Here is a 23223-nt window from a genome sequence, read left to right on the forward strand (position 1 = left end):
AAGAGCGCTCAGGAGAAGAAATTTACGGTTACGTATTACCGATGGGAGTATGAACGCAACATCGCCAGAGTCAACAGCCCACAAGGACGCTATATGAAAGCCAAACGGCAAAGTACGGTAGAACCTGTTTTTGGAACATTAACCCAGTTTATGGGACTCAGAAAGATCAATACGATAGGTATTGAACAGGCTAATAAGGTGATGCATCTGAGTGCGATGGCTTATAATCTGAAGAAGTACCTGAAATTCACACATAAAAAGGTGAAAAGTGGAGTGGGGAAGGAACTTTCATCTGGATTTTATAAAATCACTTGTGATAAGCGATTTTTCTTTGATATAAAGGACTTTAAAATAAGACCTTCATATGAGATTGTATAAAATAAGTTTCCATAGAGAGGCTTAGAATCAGTCGTTTTTACTAAAATTACGGACTTGTGCAACGGTTACCGGTGTTGTGCTTAGTTATTTTTTAAATATGTTCTTTAACTTGTCAAAGAAACCTGCTTTCTTATTTACTTGTTCGTTTCTTATTTCCTGTTCTTTTTTGTGAACTTCTTGCATAAGTTTTTTAGCTTGTTCATTTTTGTTTACGTGCACTCTTTTCACTTCAGGTAATTTTTCTCCTGATAATTTCTCGTATTGAGTTTTTGCTTTCTCAAAGATTTCTATTTCGGCTTCTGGTCGTGTATCAACTTGGCTTATTTCAGGGAAAAGTCCACTTGAGTTTTTAACTGATTCAGATTCAAAGTCATTAAGAATACCTTTGTATATCTGAATGGCTTGTTCAGATTGTCCAACATTCGCATAAGAGTCAGCAAATTGAAGCATATCTATTCCAATATCTTTTTTTTCTAATAAATTACCGATTGAGGTAGTAATTTGTGCTTTTGCAGCAGCTACATTAGCTAATGATTTAACATCATTTTTTTCTTTCAATAAATTAATAAATTCTTGAAAACGTTCTCTCAATTCGGGATGCACTTTATAAGTATCGCTAATATCTGATAAAAAAACTCCATTTTTCATAGCTGTATTAGCCATTAGTTTGGTAAATCCACCAGTTTTAAAAGCTAATTGGACTAAAATATTTGAATATTCTTTAAAATCATTTTTGGGAATATTGGACATATTGAGAGCTTTAAAAATTTCCAAACCCTCAAAAAACTCTTCTTGAAATTTTTGAGCATTAAAACTTTCTCCATCAATTTCAACTTTAGTTTGATTCAGAACATCTCCAAGAAATTTATGAATTTGAAATGAATTTTCAGCAGTTTCAATTTTTTCTTTAAGTTCTTGAAATTTATTTTGTTGAATTAATTCTATCATCTATTTCTATGTTTTCTGTCGGTTCTGGTTAATTAAGCACAACTACTTTATATCACACATTCACGATATATCTTTTATGTGTGCCTACTCACAAATCTACTGTTTTTTTGAAACAAGATTGCTGTAAATCATGTGTTTATAGATATTCTGGTAGTTTGCTTGTTTTTGAGTTCGTTGTTTTTAAACGTTTATAACCGTTACAAACGGTTACGCCATTTCTAAACTACATAACTTCTATTATACTTCGTTACGGTTTTCCATAATGAGAAATCTATTTTTAAAATCGAAATCGAAGCTGAAATTGAAAATGTTTGCGCTTGCTTGTGTGAATTCAATTGTGGTAGAATGTGTCACACCCCTCCGTCTACATCTCATATTTTGAAATCGAAATCGAAATCGAAGTCGAAATTGAAGTCGAAATTGAAGTCGAAAATGCTTGCTTGTGCGATCTCTCCTGCCGTCGAGATGACTGTATTCGTTTTTCAATCTGAAACCTGAAACTTGAAATCTGAAACTTCAAACCCAAAAAGGAAAATCACGAAATCAAGAACCTTCCAGACTTACTATCAAACGTTACATTATCTGAAGGGAATAAAGTATCAAATACACCGTCTTGAATCAATTGTTTTGGGGTGTTTATGGTTGCTTTTCCATTTTGTAATACGATAAGTTGATCACAATGTGCAATGGCAAGCTCAATATCATGGGTAGAGAAGAGGACGAGTTTTTGTTGCTCGTGAGCAATCTTTGTCAATAGTTTTAAAATAGACGCTTTATGATGTAAATCTAGATGGGTCATGGGTTCATCTAAAATCATACTAGCGGTGTCTTGTGCCATCGCCCGTGCAATAAGCACACGTTGTAATTGGCCATCGCTTAGTTCATAACACTTTTTTTCTTTTAAATGGCTCGTGTCTGTGGCTGTTAATACATCGGTGATGGTTTGTATATCTGTTTCGGTGAGTGTTCCTAACCAATTGGTATAGGGTTGTCTGCCTAAACTCACCAATTCCAAAACGCTTAAATTTTTAGAAATCGCTTGTCCCGTAAGGACAACGCTTAGTTTTCGAGATACCAATTCTGGAGCCATCGTATGAATAGGGGATTGGTCCAGTATACAATTTCCCGAAAGGGGATTTTGTAATCCAGAAAGCGTACGTAATAATGTTGATTTTCCCGCACCATTAATTCCGATGAGGCCCACCAATTGACCTTTCGATAATTCGATATCAATATCGGAGGCTATGACTGCATTCCCTTTTTTGGAGGTATAGCCAATGCTGAGGTTTTCTAATGTTAGAATGGTATGTGTCGTTTGATGATCCATTAAAACAGTAATTTCTTTTTACGAACTAACAACCAAATCACCACAGGAGCTCCCACCAAGGCAGTGACTGCATTAATGGGAAGTGTATACTCGCTGAGCGGCACTTGTGCAATCGTATCACAAATGAGCATGAGTATGGCACCCCCTAATAGCACCGCAGGAATCAAAATACGATGATTGGATGTCGAAATCACTTGTCGTATTAAGTGTGGCACCGCAAGCCCAATAAACGCAATAGGTCCTGCAAAAGCGGTGATACTTCCCGCCAAAATGCTCGTCGCAATGATAATAATGATTCTGCTTTTTGTATGTTTTACCCCTAAGGTCTTTGCGTAGGTGTCTCCTAATAATAAGGCATTTAACGGTTTGATACTTGCAACGGTCAAGATAAGACCTGCCATAAAACAGTATAAAAGGATTTGAATACTTTGCCAAGAAACATCCCCTAAACTCCCAAATGACCAAAAGATATATTGTTGTAATTCTTCGGCTTTACTAAAATAAGAAAGCACACTTACCACAGCAGATGTAAGACTTCCTACCATGAGTCCGATGATGAGTAATGCCATCGTATCGCGTACCCTAGAGGCAACCCCTAATACCATCAGAAATACCAAGAAACTTCCGGTAGCCGCAGCTAAAATAAGTCCCCATTTCCCAAAACTTAAGGTGCTAGAAATTCCTAATGCCGTACCACCTAAAATAAATAAAGCAACGCCTAGACTCGCTCCACTACTAATTCCCAATACAAACGGTCCCGCCAACGGATTGCGAAATAATGTTTGCATTAAAAGACCTGCAATGGCTAAACCACTTCCTGTAATCATTGCCATTAAGGCTTTGGGGAGTCGGTATTCTTGAATAATGAACTCCCAAGATGGCTTTGTGACTTCGCCGCCTACTAAACTTGAAAATACATCCGAAAAAGGAATCGCAACAGATCCTAGACTTATGTTTGCAAAAAAGCAGCAAACAAGTCCTATAGCTAATACGATCAGCGGAATGGTATACGATTGATTAGTCTTCAAAAGGTGTATAGAAATAGGGTTGATAGTCTGGAATCAATTCAGGATGTAGGTAATAGACCAAATCTTTTAAAACAATATCCGGTCGGTTAGGCGCAAGCTCATAATATAATAATCCGCCAGTGGCTCCTTTTTTGGAGGTAAAAGTATAGGTCTTTTTATGTTGAAAGGCTTCAAATTGGGTGTACACTTTATTGGCTTCGGCGAGTTTGCTATAACTACCAAACTGTCCAGGAGCGATCCAAAGTTGGGCGTCCTGTCCTTTCTCAAGTACAGATTCTATATTTAAAGCAATACTACCCGTTCCTTTTGTATCCTTCCAGAGATAATCGCCTCCAGCATCTTCAATAAGTTGCGCCGGCCAACTTTCGCCATGTGGTAAGTACCAAATATCTTTATACATCGCACCACTTAATACTGTAGGACGATTCGTAACATTTTGTGCTAGTTTTTTTGTGTCTAAATAGGCAGTTTCTATAGCAGTGAAAATGCTATCAGCTTCTTTCGATTTTCCATAAAGGGCTCCAAAAAACTTTACCCATTCAGCTTTTCCCAGCGGACTTTTCTCCACCCAATCTCCATTGTATAATACAGGAATGCCAGCTCTTTCTAAAGAATTTAAAGATTTGTTTTGTCCATCTACACCAAATCCAATCACAGCATCTGGATTTAGATCGATGGCCACTTCGGTATTTAAGGATTCATTTTGACCTAATTCTTTAATGTCTCCTGCCTCAATACGTGTACGGGTTTGCTCGCTTGAGATATAATCTAGATTTGGAAACCCAGTTAATGTATGATCTACTCCTAGCATTTCTAAGGAAGGAATATGTGTCGTAGAGGTGACCACAACCGATGCTAGTGGTACTTTAATGATAGCGTTTATGGTATTGTTTTCTAAGGCTTGTGTAAGCGAACCTTCGCTTTTTGTGATGTTTTGAGTTGCCTTTACAAGTGCATATTTATAGGTGTCTTTGCTTTCTGGAAATGCACCAGAAACTTCTAATAGCGTATAATCAGGAAATTCAGTAAGTGTAAATCCCGTAGCATAATCTACCGTAAAAGGTTGTTCAGTAGCAACTTTAGTATGTATCTCTTCTGTCTCTTTGGTTTCTTCTTTACAAGAAATAACACAAAGGCCTAAGAGTACAATTAGAAAAAAAGATAGATGGTGTTTTTTCATATTTCAAAAGTACTATTTTAAAAATGATAACGTAAGAGCGTATCATTAAAAAAAGCGAGTACTTCTTTTTAGAAGTACTCGCTTTTATATTTTGTGTTTTATACGCTTTCGCGAACCTGCATGCCGGCAGGCAGGAGCGTACTAGAAAAATTATTCATTAATCATACGCTGGTATAAGATATCATTTTGATCACTGTTAAATACAGCAGGTAATTCATGTGTGTTATACGTTGGTAGCGCTCTTCTTCCTAATAGAATCTCATTAATAACAGCATCTAAAAGGGGTTCTCCTTGAACTCCTAATTGTCCTAAATTAGCGAAGTCTTCTGCAATTAGAATATCGGGTGTAAATCCATCGAAATAATCGGTCAAGCCATTTGCATTTACAGATCGTAACACCAAAGGTAGCATCACATATCGGTGATTTGGATTGATGTCATCTGTTCGTCTAAAATTAGGTGAATCATAGAGAAGGAAAGAGCCTTCAAATTTTCCTGAAGTTGTCGTTCCTACTTGAATCACGTCTATATATGGATCAAGACCACTTAAGATCAGCTCACTTGCAGACGCTGTATTTCCTGTGGTAATCACATACACTCTCGTTAAATTAAGGCTGTTAATAGTAGCGCCATTATTTCCATTACCGATATTAGAATTGAATAAACGATCAAACTGATTATCAGGATTACGATCTTCATTATAGGTTTGTCTAATAAAGAGCTCTCCATTAAACTGACCTGTAATCATCGTGCTTAAATCATTTGCGGTTTCTATAGATCCGCCTCCATTATAACGTAAGTCTAAGATTAAATCTGTAACTCCGTCTGCTTGAAATTGTGCAAATGCATTATTCAATTGGTCATCAAATTCATTGGTAAACCCTGTATAATGTAAATACCCTATTTGCTCACCTTCAATAGACAATGTTCTAGCTGTATGTACAGGATTAATGGTAAGTTCTACTTGATTTAGTGTAATATCGGTACCATTAAGCGTAAAGATTTCTGTATCTGGATCATAATCGGCGAGGTTAATGGTAAATGCATCTTGTGCAAAAATAGCTCCTAAGTCAGAATTACTCGTAAGCTGTGCACCGTCTATACCTGTAAAAATCATTCCGCGTTGCACTCCCGCATCTTGAGCAGGACTATTATTAATCACAAAGCGTACAAGACCAAATACATTTCCGTTTCCAGATGGATCATTAAATAAAGCGAAACGCATTCCTGTAGAACGACGTATCCCGCTAAGGGCATTTTCTAATTCGATAAAATCATCTCTAATAATACTAAAACGATCATTTGGAGAGAGAAGTCCATCAAAAGTAGCTTCTGGTGATTCAAACTGTTCTAAAAAAGCAGCACGTTCTGCATCACTTTCAAAACGATCATTTGCCAAGTCAGGTACATCTGCTTTATACAAGGACCAGAAATTAAGACCTCTATAAATAAATTCTGAAATTTCTAGGTTACTCGCAGGTCTGATAACATCATCTAGATCATCAGAACAATTTACCATAGATAAGGATACAAGAAGACCTAGTAGTAAAAATTTAATCTTTTTCATTTTCATATGCGTAGTTTTTAATGTGTGTAGAGATTTTCATAGCAGCAATCTCTCGTTTTTTGTATCAACTATTAAGCCATGTAAACATAGCATTTATTTTTTGTTCATTTTCTTTAAGCCAAGCAATAGAATTTTCATTTTTACTCTGTTGAATATAATGGCAAAACGTTTCCATATGCTCACTTTGTGCTAATTTATAAAAGAACGGAATATAAAACCCTTTCCATAAGCCTTCTTTTTCTTTTGTTGTTTCTCCTAGAATCGTAAAGAAAGACGTGGTATTTTCTGTAAATAATTCATCATCAGACTTGTCTTTGTTTTCTTCTAAACTTTTAGAAGCTTCCAATAAAGAAAGCATTAACTCGGCAGATCCAAACTCAGTAGAAGGATTCAATGTAATATTGATATTCTTAGGAGTTCCTTCTTTAGTAGCCTCTTCAGTCACACCCTTACTAAAATTACTATATACCATATCTAACGCCTCAACCGACTTTTTTGTATGTGGTTCTGCTAATAAAAAATAATAAGAGGCTAGAAGCGTAGGTACTTTTTCTGCTTGTTGGTTATTGATATGCGCTAATAACAAATGTGACGTATGATGTCCTGAATCTAATAATGCACTTTGAATAGCATGATGTTCTGCATGAGAAGGGTCATTCATTTTAAAGTAATTAATCGCAAGATTGTAATGTAAGTAATTGTCTTTAGGGAATTTTTCGATGCCTTCTCTAAACAAATCTATAGAAGCTTCTGTTTCTCCAATACTATCTAAACAAGATCCTTTGGTTACATAGGAAGAAAGTACATATTTTGGATCATTATTATCCTGTATCACTATATAAAATAGCATTGTCATAATCTCCTAGTTTAAAATAGCTTAATGCAATTTGATTATTGGCAAGTGAAGAAGAAGCATCCATGTCAAGTGCTTTTTTAAATACGTCTATAGCCGTTTCATAATCTTCTTCCAGATACGATTCATATCCTTGCGCAATGATAGCTTCTATAGGGATATCTGACTCTTGGGCAACACTCGAAATAGAAAAAAAGAGAATGAAAGCAATACGTATATATGTTGTGCATTTTGAATAGATTTCTTGATTTTTTCCCCTCCCTGAAGGGTGAATCGAAGAAATCTTTAGTACTTCCTTTAGGATTTGAGGAAAATAATGAAGATTGATAGGATAATATGACAGTTGTGTTGTCAAAATGCACAACGGGTTACGTATATATCTTGTCATGAATTTCTTTAGTAATTATTGTTATTGATAGATGAGGTATTTTTTTCGTGTTTCTTTAAAACGATCTAGATCGGCATACCATCCTTTTTTAATTTCTTTAAAAGTATAGCCCTGCATGATTTGTTCTTGCAATTTTTTACTACCTGCATGCAATGTGAAACTTTGTGTTTTAAAGAAATTTTCTTTGTCAGTATGTGCTGTGTAGGCTTCTACGAGCCATTCTAAATTCACACGTGCGAGATAGTCTTGCTCCCGTAAATCCATTCCATTACATAGATTTCCTTTCTCTTTAGGACTTTTAGCACCAAAATTAGGTTGTGGTGTATAGGCAAATGGGAAGTATTCAGCAGGAAATTTTGGCGAACCAAATATCTGAAATTGCATTTCTGTACCACGTCCTGCATTGATGGTCGTTCCTTCAAAAAACCCAAGGCTAGGATAGAGGTTAATACTTTGATCATTAGGTAAATTAGGCGATGGCCGGGTTGGTAACGAGTATCGCGTCTCATAATCCCAATTTTGTAACGAGATAACCGTAATCTCACATTGAATGCCATTTGTAAGCCATTGCTCGCCATTTACCATATGCGCATATTCGCCAATCGTCATTCCATACACCAACGGAATAGGATGCATTCCTAAAAAACTACTGTGTTCAGGTTCTAGCGTTGGACCGTCTATATAGTGCGCATTAGGATTCGGTCTGTCTAAGACAATGACAGGAATTCCCTTTTCGGCGGCGGCTTCCATCACGTAGGTAAGTGTCGAAATATAGGTGTAAAACCGAACGCCTACATCTTGAATGTCAAACAATAATACATCAATATCTTCAAGCTGTTCCTGTGTGGGTTTTTTGTTTTTTCCGTGTAACGAAATGATAGCTAATCCTGTGGTAGCATCTTTTCCATCTTTTACATTTTCGCCTGCATCTGCAGTGCCTCTAAATCCATGTTCTGGAGAATAGACGCGCTTAATGTTTACACCAAGCTGTAGTAAGGAATCTACTATATGGGTACTTTGCTCTTTACTATGATTAGAGGTTTTAAAAATGAGACCACTTTGATTGGTCACTACGCCGACCTTTTTATTTTGTAGTAATGGGAGATATTCGGTTGTTCGATTGGCACCAACGATAATAGGTTCTTCTTGAGAACGTATTCCGTTCGTTTTTTGCTTTTCGTTTTTCGTATTTATTGCGGTTGAGTCCGCTTTCGCGAAAGCGTAATTAGCATCATTAGAAATGGAAGAAGCGTCATTGTCATTCGTATTTTGTACATCTGACTTCGTACTTTGTGTATTTCCACAAGAAAATAACATAAAGAGCGTTAAAAAAAAGGTATTTTTGAGCAAAAGAATCTGCATTTTGAATCTGGAGTATTTTATAGCAAAACGATTAAATAAGGCAACATCGTATAAAAGTAGTGCTTCTACTACGATTATAAAAATTGCCATCATTGCGATTGTGATTGGAATGATCACGATGCTTATCGCCATTGCTACAGGATTAGGATTGCAAAAGAAGATTCGAGATAAAGTTTCTGCGTTTAATGGCGATATATTGGTATCAAATTTTGATGGGAATAATAGCCAAGAAACTGTAAATCCTGTTCCTTTACAACAAGATTTTTATCCTGATTTTGATGCAGTGCCCGAAGTAACTCATGTACAAGCGGTAGCCACTCGTGCAGGTATTATCCGCACCGCAACCGATTTTGAAGGCGTGCTTGTAAAAGGTCTTGGCGGCGATTATGATTGGGATCGTATTGATGATTATTTGGTAGAAGGGCGCTTTCCTGTATTTACAGAAGGTCTCAATACCGAAATGCTTATAAGCCGATACCTTGCTAATAGACTTGGTTTTACATTGGGTGATAAAGTCATTGTCTATTTTATAGATAATAAGTCTGATATCCCAAGACCATTACGACTGGATATTGTAGGGATTTATGAAAGTGCGTATCAAGAGTTTGATAAGGTATATCTCATGGCAGATATACGCCATATACAGCGTATTAATAAATGGAAAAAAGATGAGGTAGGAGCCTTTGAAGTTTTTGTAGACGATTTTGATAAAGTACAAGAAATCAATAATGAAGTCTATAATAATACAGGTTCTTTTTTACGTTCTATCACAGTTATAGAGCGTAACCGAAATATCTTTGAATGGGTTAAATTATTTGATTTTAACATCGCACTTATCATTGCTATCATGATTATTGTGGCGGGTATTAATATGATTGTTGCTTTGCTGGTGCTCATTTTAGAGCGAACGCGCATGATTGGTATTTTAAAAGCGTTAGGAAGCTCTGATTTTAGCGTGCGAAAAGTATTTATCTATAATGCGATGTACTTAATCGGGATGGGCTTGTTTTGGGGGAATCTCATAGGCCTGGCATTGATTTATGCACAAAAGTATTTTGGAATTATTGAGTTAAATCCAGAGACATATTATGTGCGTGTCGCGCCTGTATATATTAATTTTGGACATATTCTTTTATTGAATATTGGAGTGTTTGTTTTATGTCTTCTCATGCTTTTAGTCCCTTCGTATATCATCACCAAAATCAGTCCTTCGAAGTCTATTCGATTTGAGTAAATTTATTATCTGTTAATAGTCATTTGTTTCCTGCTATTTGTTAATGGGTTATTCGTTATTGTTTGTATCTGAGTATTCCCTCCTAGAAAGGAGGGGTAGGGAGGTGTAAAACTTCAACAAGCTTAATGTAATACTTGCTGAAGTAAGAGGGGGTAGGTGTTTAAGTTTGAAAACATATATTCTAACGTATTATAAACACACCCCTTACTCCCCTCTTTCTAGAGGGGAAACTGTTATGGTGTTTTTTTGCTTTGCGTATGAGAATTCCCTCCTAGAAAGGCGCTTTGCTGAGCCTGTCGAAGTAAGGGGGTAGAGAGGTGTGAAATAGAGTAACACTCTATTTTAGAGTAGTACTCTATTTTGAGCAAAGGATAGAATCTGAGTTGAACTCAATTCAGTAATGGGGAAAACTAGAGAGAATGCTTAAAACGAATACCCAAAGTAATCAATATCTCGATCGCATTTTTCAGCGACAAGCGCCTTACTTTGTTCCGTATAATAATCACGATACTTTTTTGTTTTTGTATCGTTTACTCTAGGAATTTCTTTTATAATAATGCCAAGTCTATCTGCTATTTTTTGAACTTCTTCTGTATACTGTTCATATCTGTAGATGGTAATATCATCTATGGTATGTGTTGTCGTTTCGAAATAATCTAATTGATTAAAGAGGAAAGAGTCACTTCCGTCATTTTGTGCATTATTCATCAAATACTGTTCAAATCGTATACGTTCTGCCTCTATATCTAGCGGATCAGATTTATGAATTAATGCATACCAAGAAAGTAATCGATCCCATGGATTACGTACCATGCCGAATATAAAATAGTCTGGATACTGCTTAAGTAATTTGCCTTCCATGGTAGATGGATTACCGTGTTGAGCGATAATGTCTACTTGGTTGGGTAATGCTTGTTTTAAAAGAGAAATCATACTAGAACCTCCTGTTCTATGAATATGGATAAAGATGGTTTTTTTCTTTTTTATAAGAATCATGTTATGGAAATGTGGGTAGTCATTTTTTTTTTAGGGAGAAGTCTAGAGCCTGTGCTGAACTTGTTTCAGTAATGAGAGGTTTTTGCTTATTTATATTTCTCTATAACCGCTAAGAAATCGGGATCTTCTAAATAGTTTTTCCAGTCTGCATCTTCAAGAGTAAAGTCTATAGTAATATCATTATTTTGTAAACTTTGATTTAGATATAATATAGCTTCTTCTTTTTTGTTTTGTAAGGCATATAAACAGGCAAGATTGTAAGGGTTTCCGCCAAGTTCAATTCCTTTTTTAAGTTTTTGAAGAGCTTGTGAATATAATTTTTCATACTCTTTGCCTTTTTTCATTTTAGCTAAATATGTTAATGCGAAACCTAAACTGTTATATATTTCAAAACTGTTGGGACTTATTTTAATTGCTTTTTGATATTTTTCAATGGCTAATTTAATCAATGGAGTTTTTTCTTTCTCTTGCTTTATATCTGCTAAATTCATTAGATGAACTCCCCAGTTAACAAATGGAAAATAGTAATTGGAATTAAGGGAGATCGATTTTTTGAATTTTTCAAAAGCTTGATTGTATAATATCTCAGCTTCAGACTTTTCTTTTGAATTAGCAAAATTACCTAATGAATTTCCCCAATCACTATAAATTTCGTGATCGTTAGGTGATATCTCAGCAGCTTTTTTATATTTTTCAAAGGCTTGTTCAAATAAACTGTCTTTTTCTTTGCTCTCTTTTATGATTGCAAGTTTTGAAATATTTGTGCCTAAACTGAGAAAAATTTTATGCTCATTAGGGTTTATTAGTATAGCCTTTTCAAACTTTTTAATTGCTAATTCTAATAAAGGAACTCTGTCTTTGTCTTGTTTTTTATCTGCTAAGTTTCTTAAATATATACCCCAATTGGCATACGATAAATAATCTTCATTATCAATAATTATTGCTTTTTCAAAATGTTCAAAAGCTTTTAAATATAATTTTTCTGCTTCATTTTCTTTTTTTGTTTTAGCAAAATCACCTAATGTAACACCCCAACTATTATGAGTTACATTATCATTTGGTTCTATTTTAATAGCTTGTTGGAATTTTTCAATAGCTTTATTAAATAGTCTTTCTGCTTCTTCTCCTTGCTTTTCTGATGCAAAACTTGATAAAATATTCCCCCAATTTGTATATGCTGTATATTCTTTTGAGTTTAATCGTAAACCATTCTTATACTGTTTAACTGCTTTTTTAAATTTACCTGCAAGTTGATATTTTAATCCTTTAGTAAAATATTTAAGGGCTTCTTCTTCTAAGAGCTCTTTTGCTGTAGCATCAGATGTTTTTGATTCTAATTCTTTTAATCTATTTTCATATTCTTTAATCTGCTCTTTGAGCTTTGAAACTTCTTCAGGTTCTTGAGAATTATAGTGTTTCTTTATAGTTAGCAATTCATCAATAAAATCAACTATTTCGGTATGCTTTTTTTCGATGGGAGTTAAAAAATCTAAGGAACTATCTAGTGACTTATTGGTAATAATAAAATGTTTTTTGCCATAGTCTTTTTGGATTCGTTTAATCTTTTTGAAAATGTTGTTGATTTGAAAATCACCCATTCCTGTTCCAATGAAAAGTACGGAGTTGTTGTTGATGATATTTTTAAAAACATCCAAAGCATATTTTTCATTTTTAGCTTTTTTTGAGGGATGGTAAAATCTTTTGTAATCGGTAGGAAACAAAATCATATTATCTAAATGATCCAAACATCCATGAAGTTTAAAAAGCAATTCAGCATCTGAGTTTCTATGTTTATTCAGTTTATAATTTCTTCCTTTATAAGCTTTATTTCTTCGCAAAGTGGGTACTGCTTTCTCAAAAGCAATATCATAGTTAGTTGTAATAATCTTTTTAGAAAGTGTATTTAACTTTTGATGTAATGAATAGTCATTTTTCGAATCATCTAGTTCTAAAAAATCTGCTGTAATATCATAAATAGCTTCTCTAGAGAAATCAGGATGCTTTTCAATAAGGTGTAAAACCTCTATAGGTTCATACATATCAAGTAATGATAAAAGAGATTTTATATCGTGTCCTTTGTCTTGTAATTGAATGATAATCTCTCTTACCAAATTCCCCCAACCTTTTAGTGGTTGTCCGTTAGTATTTACTAGATTATAGGAAAGACCTGCGCCTACAAAAATGATCAATTTATTTTCAGCAATGGCTTGTCTTAACTCTACAGGTATTTTTGTTTTGCTCATTCTAATACAACTTTTAAAGAGTAGCTATTCCTAAAATAATGGATTTTTTATTTAAATGACTGTATATGAGTTGCTTTTAGATAAAAGCAATCATTATCTCGATCATAAACACAAATCGTTCATCCTTTTTTAATGTAGTTCTCTATCAATAATATAGTATACGGAAACCCGTAAAAATCCCACTTTCATAAAAACAGAATAACCCCTATATTGTATCGCAAAAAATAAGAGCTTTGAGTACAGAAAAAAAACAGATCATTTCCGATATGATTGCATTGGCAAAAGCAGATAATGTTTTGCATGAGCGTGAATACGATTTTATCCTTGCAGTGGCAGAACGTTTAGGACTTTCTAAAACTGATGTAGATGAAATACATGCCAATCCTTTAAAAATAAACGTACTTACGACCGAGATACAACGTATTACACAGTTTCATAGACTTCTTTTATTAATGAATGTAGATCAAGAAACCCATTTTGCAGAAATGGATGCTTTACGTAATTATGGATTAAAACTTGGGATTCGTCCAGAAGCGATTGAGCAAATTTTAAACGAAATGGAAGATCATGAAAACAATATGATTCCATCTGATCGTTTGGTGCAAATTTTTAAGCGCTTTTATAATTAGATTAGTTAATCAATAACTTTTTTACGATCACGTCCTTTGTACTAGTAACACGTATAAAATACATGCCTTTAGGTAATGTGTCAATGTATACTGTATGTATATTTTTTGATGTATCAAGCTGTTGATCCTGAAGTTTTTTCCCTTGTATGTCTATAATTGATAGTGATATCATTGGTTCTTTTCCATGATATGTTACTTGCACTTGGTCTTTTGCAGGATTTGGAAAAAGAACAAGCTGCTAAGAAAAAAGGAAATATTGCTAAATATCAATTTTGGCAACATCATAATAAACCTATTGAATTATGGAGTCCAAAAGTAATTAAACAAAAATGAGATTATATACATAACAATCCTGTGGCTTCTGGTTTTGTCATTAATCCTGTGGATTGGAAATACTCAAGCGCTAGAAATATAGCAGGTGATCCTGATGTAGCACTTGAAATTGATGCTATAGGATTTTTAGAATAATATAATGATTTAGGCACTCGTTGCAAACGAGGGCCAGCGGAGGCATAAAAATATATAGTTTTGAAAAGGTATATTTATGATGAGATAGGAATAGAATTTGAAAAATGGTAGTGGTCACTCGTTATAAACGAGCGCCAGCAGAGGAGCACTTTGATTCTGTTTTTAAATATATTAAAGAAACAACTAAACAAAGAATACAAGATTATGAGAAATCAAGGAATTAAATTAATCTATCTCTTAATTATTATTATATGCGTTTTTGGATGCAAAAAATCAATATATTATAACTTACAAGGAAACTGGAGTATGATAGAGTCTGATAAGTATCATGAAATTAAAATAAAAGATTCTACTATTAGAATATTTAAATACACCTTTGATTTTTCATATATTCAGAATAATTATAAAATTAAAGATGATACTTTCTTTCTAAATATAAAAAATGACAAAATCTATAAATACAAGTACTTAATAAATAAAATTAATGATTACACTTATCAACTTGAATCTACTAGAGATACTATTTTTTTAATCAAACGGCATGAATCTGATTTTACTTTTGATAAAATTACTGGTGATATATTAGACACTCAATTTCATATACATTTTAATGACAGATTAGTAAAAACATTGGATAGTATGAATATAGAAGTGCCGAAACTAAATAGAATTCTATATAATGAGTGACATTTCCACTAGAACTCTCCCCCGCTAGCGCTCGTCTGTGACGGGTGCCGTCAAGAGTAATAGATGATACAATTCAGAACAAAAGCCATACGTGATATACGTATGGCTTTTGTATTTTTAGAAAATCAGTTTAAAAATCAAAACACTTAATTTTACTTACAGGAACCGTTTTTTCTGATATAGTTATTTGCCTTTCAATAAGAAACGATACAAAAGTTTATATTCTAATGGAAAAAGAAATGTTTATTAGAGAAGTTGAAAGTAAAATGCAAATGGTACAAGATCAACTACCAAAAGAAACATTATCTAAAATACGATTTAATCAACTATTAATTTTAATTGATGACTTAAAAGGGTATACACCTCAGAGTAAAATCAAAAAGGAAAAAAAGTTAATTATTGATTATTTACATGTATTAGTACATGCTAATTATGATGATGTAACAATGAAGGATATTTATACATTAGAAAAAAAATATATTCATCCGATACTTAGTAAGTTAGATAGAGATGGTTATGGGTATACCATTAAGAATAGTTGGATTCTTGTCTTTCTCGTTTTTTTTATAATAGATGCTATTTTAATAGCTACAAAAGTTTCTAAATGGTATTTCCATATTCCAATTTTTGCAATAATTTCAGGTACTTTTTTCTTTATAAGAGAAAATAAAGCTAAGAAAATGGGAAAGCTTTGGTAGTAGGATTCATAATTTAAAAGCTCACTTTGCATAAGTGAGCTTTTCCTGTATAATGATATTGTTACTGTATACGCTTTCGCGAAAGCATAAAAAACAAGAAAACCGAAGTGATCAAACTCCGGTTTTCAAGCAGTCGATAATGCGAGGGAATCATTGGAAGTTAGGTCGTCGCATTACCTAATGAAATTAAGTACTGAGAACTCTGTAAGACGCACTCAATACGATATGTTGAATTGATCCCGCCCAATGGCGGGACCTGTTTCTACAGTACCTTCTTGTTGATTAAAATGGTCTAGAATATCCCACCGCCTTCTTTCTCGTCATTATCACGACGCTTTCTAGATTTAGCACGGTATTTATTACTTCCTAAACGAAGTGATAAGGCTGCATTAATCGTATTACTCTCCCAGTTAAATTGTATGTTCTGATTAAATGGACGCGTTCCTGTACCTTGAAACTTCATGGTATTAAAGATGTCATTATAATTCAAACTTGCCGTTGCTTTTCCTTTCCAGAAATTATAACGCGCTCCAATATTGGTCATAAACATCGGGTCTACTTCAAATTGGATGTTTTCGTTAGCACCTCTGTATAAAATGAAAGCAGAGAAGGTCAGTTTTTTTGTAGCCTTAAAGTTGTTGAATACTCTAAAGTTCCAAACCACATTGTCTATTTCAAAGTTATTGCTTACAATATCAGTTACTGTTGGGTTTTCTATAGTAGGATCTACTGTTTCTGCAAAAGACTGTTGTGTTTGAGAAAACACATCAAAACTTGCATTAAAACTCCACCAACTTAATGGTTTATAATTCGCTGAGATCTCCAAACCGTATGATGAGGTGTCATCAAAGTTGTCATTGGTAAAAATCAAACTATTTAAATTCGGATCTGTACGATTGTATAATAATGCTTGGTTGATTAAATCAGATACCGATCGGTAAAATACACCTGTGGTAATAGATCCTTTCTCAAGATTACGTGTATAGTTTACCTCTAGTGAATTTGTAAACTGTGGAATTAATGACGGATTTCCAAATGCCGAAATAAGCGGTGTGCTAAACTCTCTAATTGGGTTCACTTGCCCAATACCTGGACGATCTACACGACGACTATAACTAAACTGATATTGGTTCTTTTCAGATGGATTATAGGTAATAAATGCCGATGGGTATAACTGCGTATAGTCATTTCCGAAGTTACGTAATACACTGTTTCCATCACGAAATACATTTACAGAAGGATCTGTGTCAAAGTTTGATAAATCATCCGTAACGACACCCTCCTGAAAGGTTTCTCGTGTATCTGCAGTTACGTCTACAGATTCAAAACGAAGCCCAAACTGTGCAGACCATTTTTCCCACTTCTTATTTACAGAGGTATATAGTGAGTAAATATCTCTTGAATACTCAAAATTGGTCGTAGGTGCATTGATAAATGTAGTAGGATCTGTCGATAAGTTAAATGGATTGATCACAAACTGATCTGTAGATCGACCTATTTCAGAATCAAATAAACGAGCCTGTGCACCAGCTTCTAATTTTAATGTTTCCGAAATAGGATTTACATAATCTAAATTGATCGTTGTTCTATTACGTTCTGTGTCTATAAAGTCTACAAAATCTTGTGCTACATTTTGACCATCAAAAAGAAAGAGTCCGTTTTCATCGGCATCAAAGATATTGTGATCTACTTCTAATTCTATAGAGCTCCCTTCTTTGGCAAGTTCTAGTTTATAATCAATATTATATTGTTGTGATGTATTGTCATTTCGGTTATCAAATAGCTGACTTACATCATTGGCATCTGTAGGAAAATCTACGATAGTTGTTCCAGTGACAAATCCATTAAATAAATTCTGATTGGTAAAAACAGATAGAGTGTTTTTATCATTGATATAATAATCCAATCCTACTTTAAATAGATTGGAGTTACTATCATCAAAGAAGTCAAAATCTTGAAAGATTTGCTCTTGCTCGCGATCTACAAAACCAAAGTTGGCGTTTTTATTGTAGTTACCTCCCCAGCTTCCAAATACATTGAATTTCCCATTTCTGTAGTTCACATCTATACCCGTATTCCATTTAGGATTGTCTTGGTAGGTAAATCCTGTATTGATATTGACGTTGGTTCCTAGATTAGCATTCTTGTGAAGAATGATATTAATCAATCCGCTCATTCCTTCAGGATTATACTTTGCCGAAGGATTTGTAATTAATTCTATTTGTTTGATTGACGTAGAAGGGATTTGTCGTAATAACTGTGCCACAGGCACATTAGATAACTTCCCATCGATCATTACCTGTACATTCTGATTGCCTCGTAATGATAAATTACCAGATTGTTGATCTACAGTTACAGAAGGAAGATTATTCATAATATCTCCCGCAGTAGGACCTGAGGTTGTTAAATCTTTACCTACGGTAATTACCTTACGATCTATCTTTTGTTGAATCGTGGTACGTTCTGCGACAACCGTTACTTCATCTAACCCTGTCGCTTCTTCTTCAAGAGAGATAGTTCCTAAATCTATATCTCTGTTTTTACGACTAACACTGATGGGCGCACTATATAATTTATATCCTATAAACTGAATATTTACTGTGTTTTCTCCTTCTGGAATTCCTTTAATTTCAAACAGACCATTATCGTCTGTAATTCCTCCTGTTATGATTTCGCCAGTTGCGTTCAGTATCGATACAGTAACAAAAGGAAGTGGTTCTTGTAATTGCTTGTCCAGTACTTTCCCTTTTACGGTTCCTATTTTATCTACTGGATGGGTTGGATTGGCGTAGCTTATACTACCCAATAATAGCACAAGTGCTAAAAAGAGTTGTTTCATTTTCTGATTGAGTTTTGATTGATGAATGTTGTATGTTACACATATTACCTTGTATAACATACTATAATTGCACACAACGTCGCAATTATGATAACAAGACGTCTAGTGTGTCCTAAATGTTACGAAGAATTTTGACTTTAACATTTAATTTTATTTTTTTTAAGAGTTAAGGTGTTCAAGGAATTTACAGTTGGAGTTAATGTCTGTGTAGTAACTATTTGTTATGTAGTTATATATAGAAAAAGGGAGACCGTTAAGCCTCCCTTGATCATGATCTCCAATCTTCCCCCCGAAGATTTACTTAATGATCAGTTTTTGTGTACTCATATTTTCTGTAGATTGAATGCGTAAGAAATACATGCCTTTCGCTAAAGTGCTCGTATCGATTGATTGTGAATTTTGGAAATTCTCTAATGATATAGTTCGTAGTATTTTTCCATTCATATCTACGATCGTTAGTTCTTGTAATGATGCCTGACCTGCATAAGTAAGTGTTACCTGATTTGTTGCAGGGTTAGGGTAGAGGTGTACGCTTTCGCGAAAGCGTATATCTTCTATATCCAATACATCACGTTCTTGGAATACAACTAGGAATCGTTCTGGCTGGATCCCTCTTTGCGTTGTGAAGTGATAGTCATTTTCTTTTAAATTGATGATTTCATTTTCCACCTGATCAATCAGAAATACAGGAGTGTTTGTAATAGTAACGCCTTCAAAATGATCAATACTAATGGTGTAGGTTTCTTCTGTTTCTACCGAAGTAGCAAATCCTAAGGTAAGTTCTATTGCCGTATCAAAAGACTCTCTTCCTTGTATAGCAAGCTGTTCTCCTGTCTCTAAGGTGGTAAATAGAGAAATAAACGTTCCTAAACGAATGGTGTCATATCCAGGATCAAAGTCAGGTGTTGCTTGTGGGGTAAAACCAACGGCAGTTTGTGATGTAGCATCTTCATACGCCGTAGTTGTTAGGTTTAACCACAGTAAGTCTGTACTGGTATTTTCTGATGTGCGTAAATTATCATTGTTTCCAATGACGCGAATACCATTTGTAAATGTTACGGGTGTATTGCTCATCGCTTGCGATTGATCTGCTTTAATGGCAAATCCTTGCCCTGAAGACATAAATTGTCCTGGTGCTGTTCCTCCATTGACTGCCGAAATCCCTACCAATGCATTACGTACAGAAATATCATTCATAGAGAAGTTGCTAGATCCAAACCCAGGTAAATCTTCTGATGGATTTGTGATATGCTCCCAATAAAATACTTCATTTACAGCATCATTTGTTGTAATAAACGCATTCACATCAATGGCAGAGGCGTATGGATTTCCCAGTAGGTTATAATTATTGGTTGTTTCTGGACCATTATAATTGATAGGTACTGTGATCGTTCCCGAGTGAAGTGTACCTTCATTATAGGTTAAATCATATGTAGCTTCAGGAGAATCAATTTCGGCAGATGGGAATACTAATAATCCAATACCTGCCTCTGGTACATCTCTAGTTCCTGTATATTCATCTAAATAATCAAGGTTATCGTCTAGGAAGTTTTCGGCAAACTCAAATTCTGGGAACTCCACAAAATCAATAACGAAGGGAACAAAATTGCTAGGGATGATTCCAAAAACAGCACGCGAACTTCCGTATACTTGGTCTCTGCTTTCACCATTCATAGGACTACTCAATGCAATGAAATTACGCGCTTGAATAGAGGGTGTTGTTTTTGTGACGTTTATAGATCCGTTATTAATAGTAACCGCATCTTCTGCTACTTGTACAATACTTCCTTCATTAGCAACATTCAGCGTACCTTCTACAGTAATATCAAAGACCGATCGTAAATAAAAACCATCACTTATTGCGACCGTTCGTCCAGAGGCTATGGTACAACTACAAGCATTGATACTTTCAGGTTCAAAAATGGTGTTGTAATTCCCATTAAATAATGCCGATTTTGTATTGTCTGGAACACCGTTAGACCAACTATTTCCATCCCATATGGTGCTGTCAGAACAAGGTTGTGGGTCTGTCTCTACAGCTTGTATGGTAAAGTCAAAGGCATTAGAATTAAAAGAGCTCTTATTTACTCGTAAGAGATAGGAATTACCATTAATGAGTTCAAAGAAGCTTCCGTCGTTATAAAAGCAATCTATTTCTTCTCCAGAACATTCTTCATATAATGTAAACCCTTCAGAATTTGCTACAGCAGAAATTTCAACAGTTCCATTTACAGGCATAGTGAAGCTATACCATAAATCTAAATTATCTACACTTGCAGTGTCGCAAGATGCATCTATACTTTCAGTGGCACCGCGGTTATCTACTGGAATAACAGTAGTAGTTTCTTGGAGCACTTCTATGGGTTGAGGCGCGTCACATGCATCATTTGTAGCGGCTTCAAACGCTTGGATAGTAAAACTAACATCTCCAGAGGAGAAAGCTCCTTCGCTTACTCTTAAAATGTAGGTGGTCATTTCGCTTAAGCTATAAAAATACCCGTCATTGAAAAAACAACCCAATTCTGTTCCTCCACACGCATCAAAAATACTCACCCCTACAGTTGATGCAATATTAGTGACCCGTACATTCCCATTTACAGGCATGGTAAATTCATACCAGACATCTAGATTATCAGTAGTGGTAAATTCACAGGAAGCATTCATACTCTCTGTTGCAGCAGCCGTATTGGTTGTATATTCCAATGCTTCTGTTGTATTTACGGTGATTGTTTCTCTGCTTGAACATGCATCATTTGTTGCTCTTTCAAAGGCTTGTATATTGAAACTCACATCTCCAGAAGAGAAGGCACCTTCACTTAGTCTAAGAACGTAGGTTGTCATCTCATTTAAATCATAAAAGAATCCATCATTAAAGAAACATCCTAACTCATTCCCTCCACACATATCAAAAATACTCATACCCACTGATGATGGAATATTGGTGACACGCACATTTCCGTTTACAGGCATGGTAAATTCATACCAAACATCTAAATTATCAGTAGTAGCAAATTCACAGGATGCATTAAGACTTTCTGTTGCAGTAGCTGTATTGGTTGTATATTCTAATGCTTCTGTTGTAGTTACGGTGATGGTTTCTCTGCTTGAGCATGCATCGTTTGTTGCTCTTTCAAAGGCTTGTATATTGAAACTCACATCTCCAGAAGAGAAGGCACCTTCACTTAGTCTAAGAACGTAGGTTGTCATCTCATTTAAGTCATAAAAGAATCCATCGTTAAAGAAACATCCTAACTCATTACCTCCACACGTATCAAAAATACTCATACCCACTGATGATGGAATATTGGTGACACGCACATTTCCGTTTACAGGCATGGTAAATTCATACCAGACATCTAAGTTATCAGTAGTAGCAAATTCGCAAGAGGCATTGATGCTTTCTGTTGCAGCAGCTGTGTTGGTTGTATATTCTAATGCTTCTGTTGTAGTTACGGTGATTGTTTCTCTGCTTGAGCATGCATCATTTGTTGCTCTTTCAAAGGCTTGTATGTTAAAACTCACATCTCCAGAAGAAAAAGCACCTTCACTTAGTCTAAGAACGTAGGTTGTCATCTCATTTAAATCATAAAAGAATCCATCATTAAAGAAACATCCTAACTCATTCCCTCCACACGTATCAAAAATACTCATACCCACTGATGATGGAATATTGGTGACACGCACATTTCCGTTTACAGGCATGGTAAATTCATACCAGACATCTAGATTATCTGTAGTAGCAAATTCGCAAGAGGCATCGATGCTTTCTGTTGCAGTAGCTGTATTGGTTGTATATTCTAATGCTTCTGTTGTATTTACGGTGATTGTTTCTCTACTTGAACATGCATCATTTGTTGCTCTTTCAAAGGCTTGTATTCTGAAATTAACAGTACCCGCAGAAGTGCCAACTTCACTGACTCTTAATACATATGTGGTTGTTGCATTTAAATCATATATAAATCCATCATTAAAAAAACAGCCGAGTTCATTTCCTCCACAGGTGTCAAAGAGTGTAATACTTACTGTACTTGGAATATTAGTGACACGTACATTTCCATTTACTGGCATGGTAAATTCATACCACACATCTAGATTGTCTGTACCTACAAATTCACATGAAGTGTCGATACTTTCAGTAGCTGTTGAGGTATCTATCGTGTATTCTGAAAAATCGCTGGTGGTTACTGTGATGGTTTCTCTATCTATACACTCATCATTAGGTGCTTGTGCATTGATTGTAAATCCCCATAAAATCAATGTTAAAAAGAGTATTGTTTGTTTCATAATGTTATAATTTGTCGAATTGGTTTTGTTAGTTTAATGGTTGTAAGGGGAGTAGATTATAACACTGCAATATATTTTAGAATGGTTTAAATGTTATCTATGAATTCTGTATGTA

19 protein-coding genes are annotated in these 23223 nt (G+C 34.8%); 6 read left to right on the forward strand and 13 right to left on the reverse strand.

From position 1 onward, the window contains the following. Positions 1–378 (forward strand): transposase (locus Q1A60_RS07915; protein ID WP_299768178.1); only part of this gene is annotated, 378 nt, incomplete at its 5' end. An 84-nt stretch (positions 379–462) separates the two neighbouring features. Here the strand turns inward: Q1A60_RS07915 and Q1A60_RS07920 are convergent. The 8 genes from Q1A60_RS07920 to Q1A60_RS07955 all read right to left on the reverse strand — a co-directional run bounded on the left by Q1A60_RS07920 (position 463) and on the right by Q1A60_RS07955 (position 8985). Further along, complete coding sequence (locus tag Q1A60_RS07920; protein ID WP_299768175.1) at positions 463–1326, reverse strand: hypothetical protein; 864 nt, start codon at positions 1324–1326, stop codon at positions 463–465. 535 nt (positions 1327–1861) lie between these two features. Then, positions 1862–2653 (reverse strand): ABC transporter ATP-binding protein, encoded by a 792-nt coding sequence (locus Q1A60_RS07925; RefSeq protein WP_299768172.1) that lies wholly within the window; start codon positions 2651–2653, stop codon positions 1862–1864. Further along, the gene (locus Q1A60_RS07930) at positions 2653–3681 is read right to left on the reverse strand and encodes an iron ABC transporter permease (RefSeq protein ID WP_299768169.1); all 1029 of its coding nucleotides are present in this window, start codon (positions 3679–3681) and stop codon (positions 2653–2655) included. The genes Q1A60_RS07925 and Q1A60_RS07930 overlap by 1 nt, the downstream gene beginning before the upstream one ends. Next, entirely contained in the window at positions 3671–4861 is a 1191-nt protein-coding gene (locus tag Q1A60_RS07935) for an ABC transporter substrate-binding protein (protein WP_299768166.1), read from the reverse strand. Before Q1A60_RS07935 ends, Q1A60_RS07930 begins: the two co-directional genes overlap by 11 nt. A 150-nt stretch (positions 4862–5011) precedes the next feature. Further along, entirely contained in the window at positions 5012–6427 is a 1416-nt protein-coding gene (locus tag Q1A60_RS07940) for a S41 family peptidase (RefSeq protein ID WP_299768162.1), read from the reverse strand. 64 nt (positions 6428–6491) lie between these two features. Further along, positions 6492–7283, reverse strand: a complete 792-nt coding sequence (locus tag Q1A60_RS07945; RefSeq protein WP_299768159.1) for a hypothetical protein — start codon at positions 7281–7283, stop codon at positions 6492–6494. Next, on the reverse strand, positions 7249–7635 hold the full coding sequence (locus Q1A60_RS07950) for a hypothetical protein (RefSeq protein WP_299768155.1): 387 nt from the start codon (positions 7633–7635) through the stop codon (positions 7249–7251). Before Q1A60_RS07950 ends, Q1A60_RS07945 begins: the two co-directional genes overlap by 35 nt. Before the next feature lie 54 nt (positions 7636–7689). Continuing rightward, on the reverse strand, positions 7690–8985 hold the full coding sequence (locus tag Q1A60_RS07955; RefSeq protein ID WP_299768152.1) for a DUF1343 domain-containing protein: 1296 nt from the start codon (positions 8983–8985) through the stop codon (positions 7690–7692). A gap of 46 nt (positions 8986–9031) precedes the next feature. On the opposite strand from Q1A60_RS07955, the gene Q1A60_RS07960 reads away from it, so the two are divergent. Continuing rightward, entirely contained in the window at positions 9032–10264 is a 1233-nt protein-coding gene (locus Q1A60_RS07960) for an FtsX-like permease family protein (RefSeq protein WP_299768188.1), read from the forward strand. 423 nt (positions 10265–10687) lie between these two features. Here Q1A60_RS07960 and Q1A60_RS07965 read toward each other — a convergent pair whose 3' ends face one another. Together Q1A60_RS07965 and Q1A60_RS07970 are read right to left on the reverse strand one after the other, a co-directional pair. Next, entirely contained in the window at positions 10688–11260 is a 573-nt protein-coding gene (locus Q1A60_RS07965) for a sulfotransferase family 2 domain-containing protein (RefSeq protein ID WP_299768149.1), read from the reverse strand. 86 nt (positions 11261–11346) lie between these two features. Then, the gene (locus Q1A60_RS07970; protein ID WP_299768146.1) at positions 11347–13503 is read right to left on the reverse strand and encodes an SIR2 family protein; all 2157 of its coding nucleotides are present in this window, start codon (positions 13501–13503) and stop codon (positions 11347–11349) included. Between the two features lie 224 nt (positions 13504–13727). Between Q1A60_RS07970 and Q1A60_RS07975 the strand changes: the two genes are divergently transcribed. After that, positions 13728–14132, forward strand: a complete 405-nt coding sequence (locus tag Q1A60_RS07975; RefSeq protein WP_363322581.1) for a TerB family tellurite resistance protein — start codon at positions 13728–13730, stop codon at positions 14130–14132. Between the two features lies 1 nt (position 14133). Here the strand turns inward: Q1A60_RS07975 and Q1A60_RS21610 are convergent, their stop codons facing one another. Then, entirely contained in the window at positions 14134–14304 is a 171-nt protein-coding gene (locus Q1A60_RS21610) for a T9SS type A sorting domain-containing protein (protein ID WP_363322577.1), read from the reverse strand. A gap of 17 nt (positions 14305–14321) precedes the next feature. On the opposite strand from Q1A60_RS21610, the gene Q1A60_RS21615 reads away from it, so the two are divergent. The 3 genes from Q1A60_RS21615 to Q1A60_RS07990 all read left to right on the forward strand — a co-directional run bounded on the left by Q1A60_RS21615 (position 14322) and on the right by Q1A60_RS07990 (position 15985). Further along, the gene (locus Q1A60_RS21615) at positions 14322–14465 is read left to right on the forward strand and encodes a hypothetical protein (RefSeq protein ID WP_363322578.1); all 144 of its coding nucleotides are present in this window, start codon (positions 14322–14324) and stop codon (positions 14463–14465) included. A 339-nt stretch (positions 14466–14804) separates the two neighbouring features. Then, on the forward strand, positions 14805–15287 hold the full coding sequence (locus Q1A60_RS07985) for a hypothetical protein (RefSeq protein WP_299768140.1): 483 nt from the start codon (positions 14805–14807) through the stop codon (positions 15285–15287). Positions 15288–15514: 227 nt separating this feature from the next. Continuing rightward, positions 15515–15985, forward strand: coding sequence for a hypothetical protein (locus Q1A60_RS07990; RefSeq protein WP_299768137.1), 471 nt, complete (start codon positions 15515–15517; stop codon positions 15983–15985). A gap of 292 nt (positions 15986–16277) precedes the next feature. Here the strand turns inward: Q1A60_RS07990 and Q1A60_RS07995 are convergent, their stop codons facing one another. Then, complete coding sequence (locus Q1A60_RS07995) at positions 16278–18824, reverse strand: TonB-dependent receptor (protein WP_299768134.1); 2547 nt, start codon at positions 18822–18824, stop codon at positions 16278–16280. A 297-nt stretch (positions 18825–19121) separates the two neighbouring features. Beyond that, positions 19122–23108 (reverse strand): T9SS type A sorting domain-containing protein, encoded by a 3987-nt coding sequence (locus Q1A60_RS08000; protein WP_299768131.1) that lies wholly within the window; start codon positions 23106–23108, stop codon positions 19122–19124. Between the last annotated feature and the right edge of the window lie 115 nt (positions 23109–23223).

Origin of the sequence: uncultured Dokdonia sp. (assembly GCF_947492535.1) — a bacterium.
Taxonomy (GTDB): Bacteria; Bacteroidota; Bacteroidia; order Flavobacteriales; family Flavobacteriaceae; genus Dokdonia.

What these genes read in the sequence shown, in the direction of transcription:
- Q1A60_RS07970 (WP_299768146.1), bottom strand. Translation starts at nt 13,503, where the DNA reads ATGAGCAAAACAAAAATACCTGTAGAGTTAAGACAAGCCATTGCTGAA.
- Q1A60_RS07990 (WP_299768137.1), top strand. Translation starts at nt 15,515, where the DNA reads ATGGAAAAAGAAATGTTTATTAGAGAAGTTGAAAGTAAAATGCAAATG.
- Q1A60_RS07945 (WP_299768159.1), bottom strand. Translation starts at nt 7,283, where the DNA reads ATGACAATGCTATTTTATATAGTGATACAGGATAATAATGATCCAAAA.
- Q1A60_RS07965 (WP_299768149.1), bottom strand. Translation starts at nt 11,260, where the DNA reads ATGATTCTTATAAAAAAGAAAAAAACCATCTTTATCCATATTCATAGA.
- Q1A60_RS07940 (WP_299768162.1), bottom strand. Translation starts at nt 6,427, where the DNA reads ATGAAAAAGATTAAATTTTTACTACTAGGTCTTCTTGTATCCTTATCT.
- Q1A60_RS08000 (WP_299768131.1), bottom strand. Translation starts at nt 23,108, where the DNA reads ATGAAACAAACAATACTCTTTTTAACATTGATTTTATGGGGATTTACA.
- Q1A60_RS07985 (WP_299768140.1), top strand. Translation starts at nt 14,805, where the DNA reads ATGAGAAATCAAGGAATTAAATTAATCTATCTCTTAATTATTATTATA.
- Q1A60_RS07955 (WP_299768152.1), bottom strand. Translation starts at nt 8,985, where the DNA reads ATGTTATTTTCTTGTGGAAATACACAAAGTACGAAGTCAGATGTACAA.
- Q1A60_RS07925 (WP_299768172.1), bottom strand. Translation starts at nt 2,653, where the DNA reads ATGGATCATCAAACGACACATACCATTCTAACATTAGAAAACCTCAGC.
- Q1A60_RS07935 (WP_299768166.1), bottom strand. Translation starts at nt 4,861, where the DNA reads ATGAAAAAACACCATCTATCTTTTTTTCTAATTGTACTCTTAGGCCTT.
- Q1A60_RS21610 (WP_363322577.1), bottom strand. Translation starts at nt 14,304, where the DNA reads ATGATATCACTATCAATTATAGACATACAAGGGAAAAAACTTCAGGAT.
- Q1A60_RS07995 (WP_299768134.1), bottom strand. Translation starts at nt 18,824, where the DNA reads ATGAAACAACTCTTTTTAGCACTTGTGCTATTATTGGGTAGTATAAGC.
- Q1A60_RS07920 (WP_299768175.1), bottom strand. Translation starts at nt 1,326, where the DNA reads ATGATAGAATTAATTCAACAAAATAAATTTCAAGAACTTAAAGAAAAA.
- Q1A60_RS21615 (WP_363322578.1), top strand. Translation starts at nt 14,322, where the DNA reads ATGTTACTTGCACTTGGTCTTTTGCAGGATTTGGAAAAAGAACAAGCT.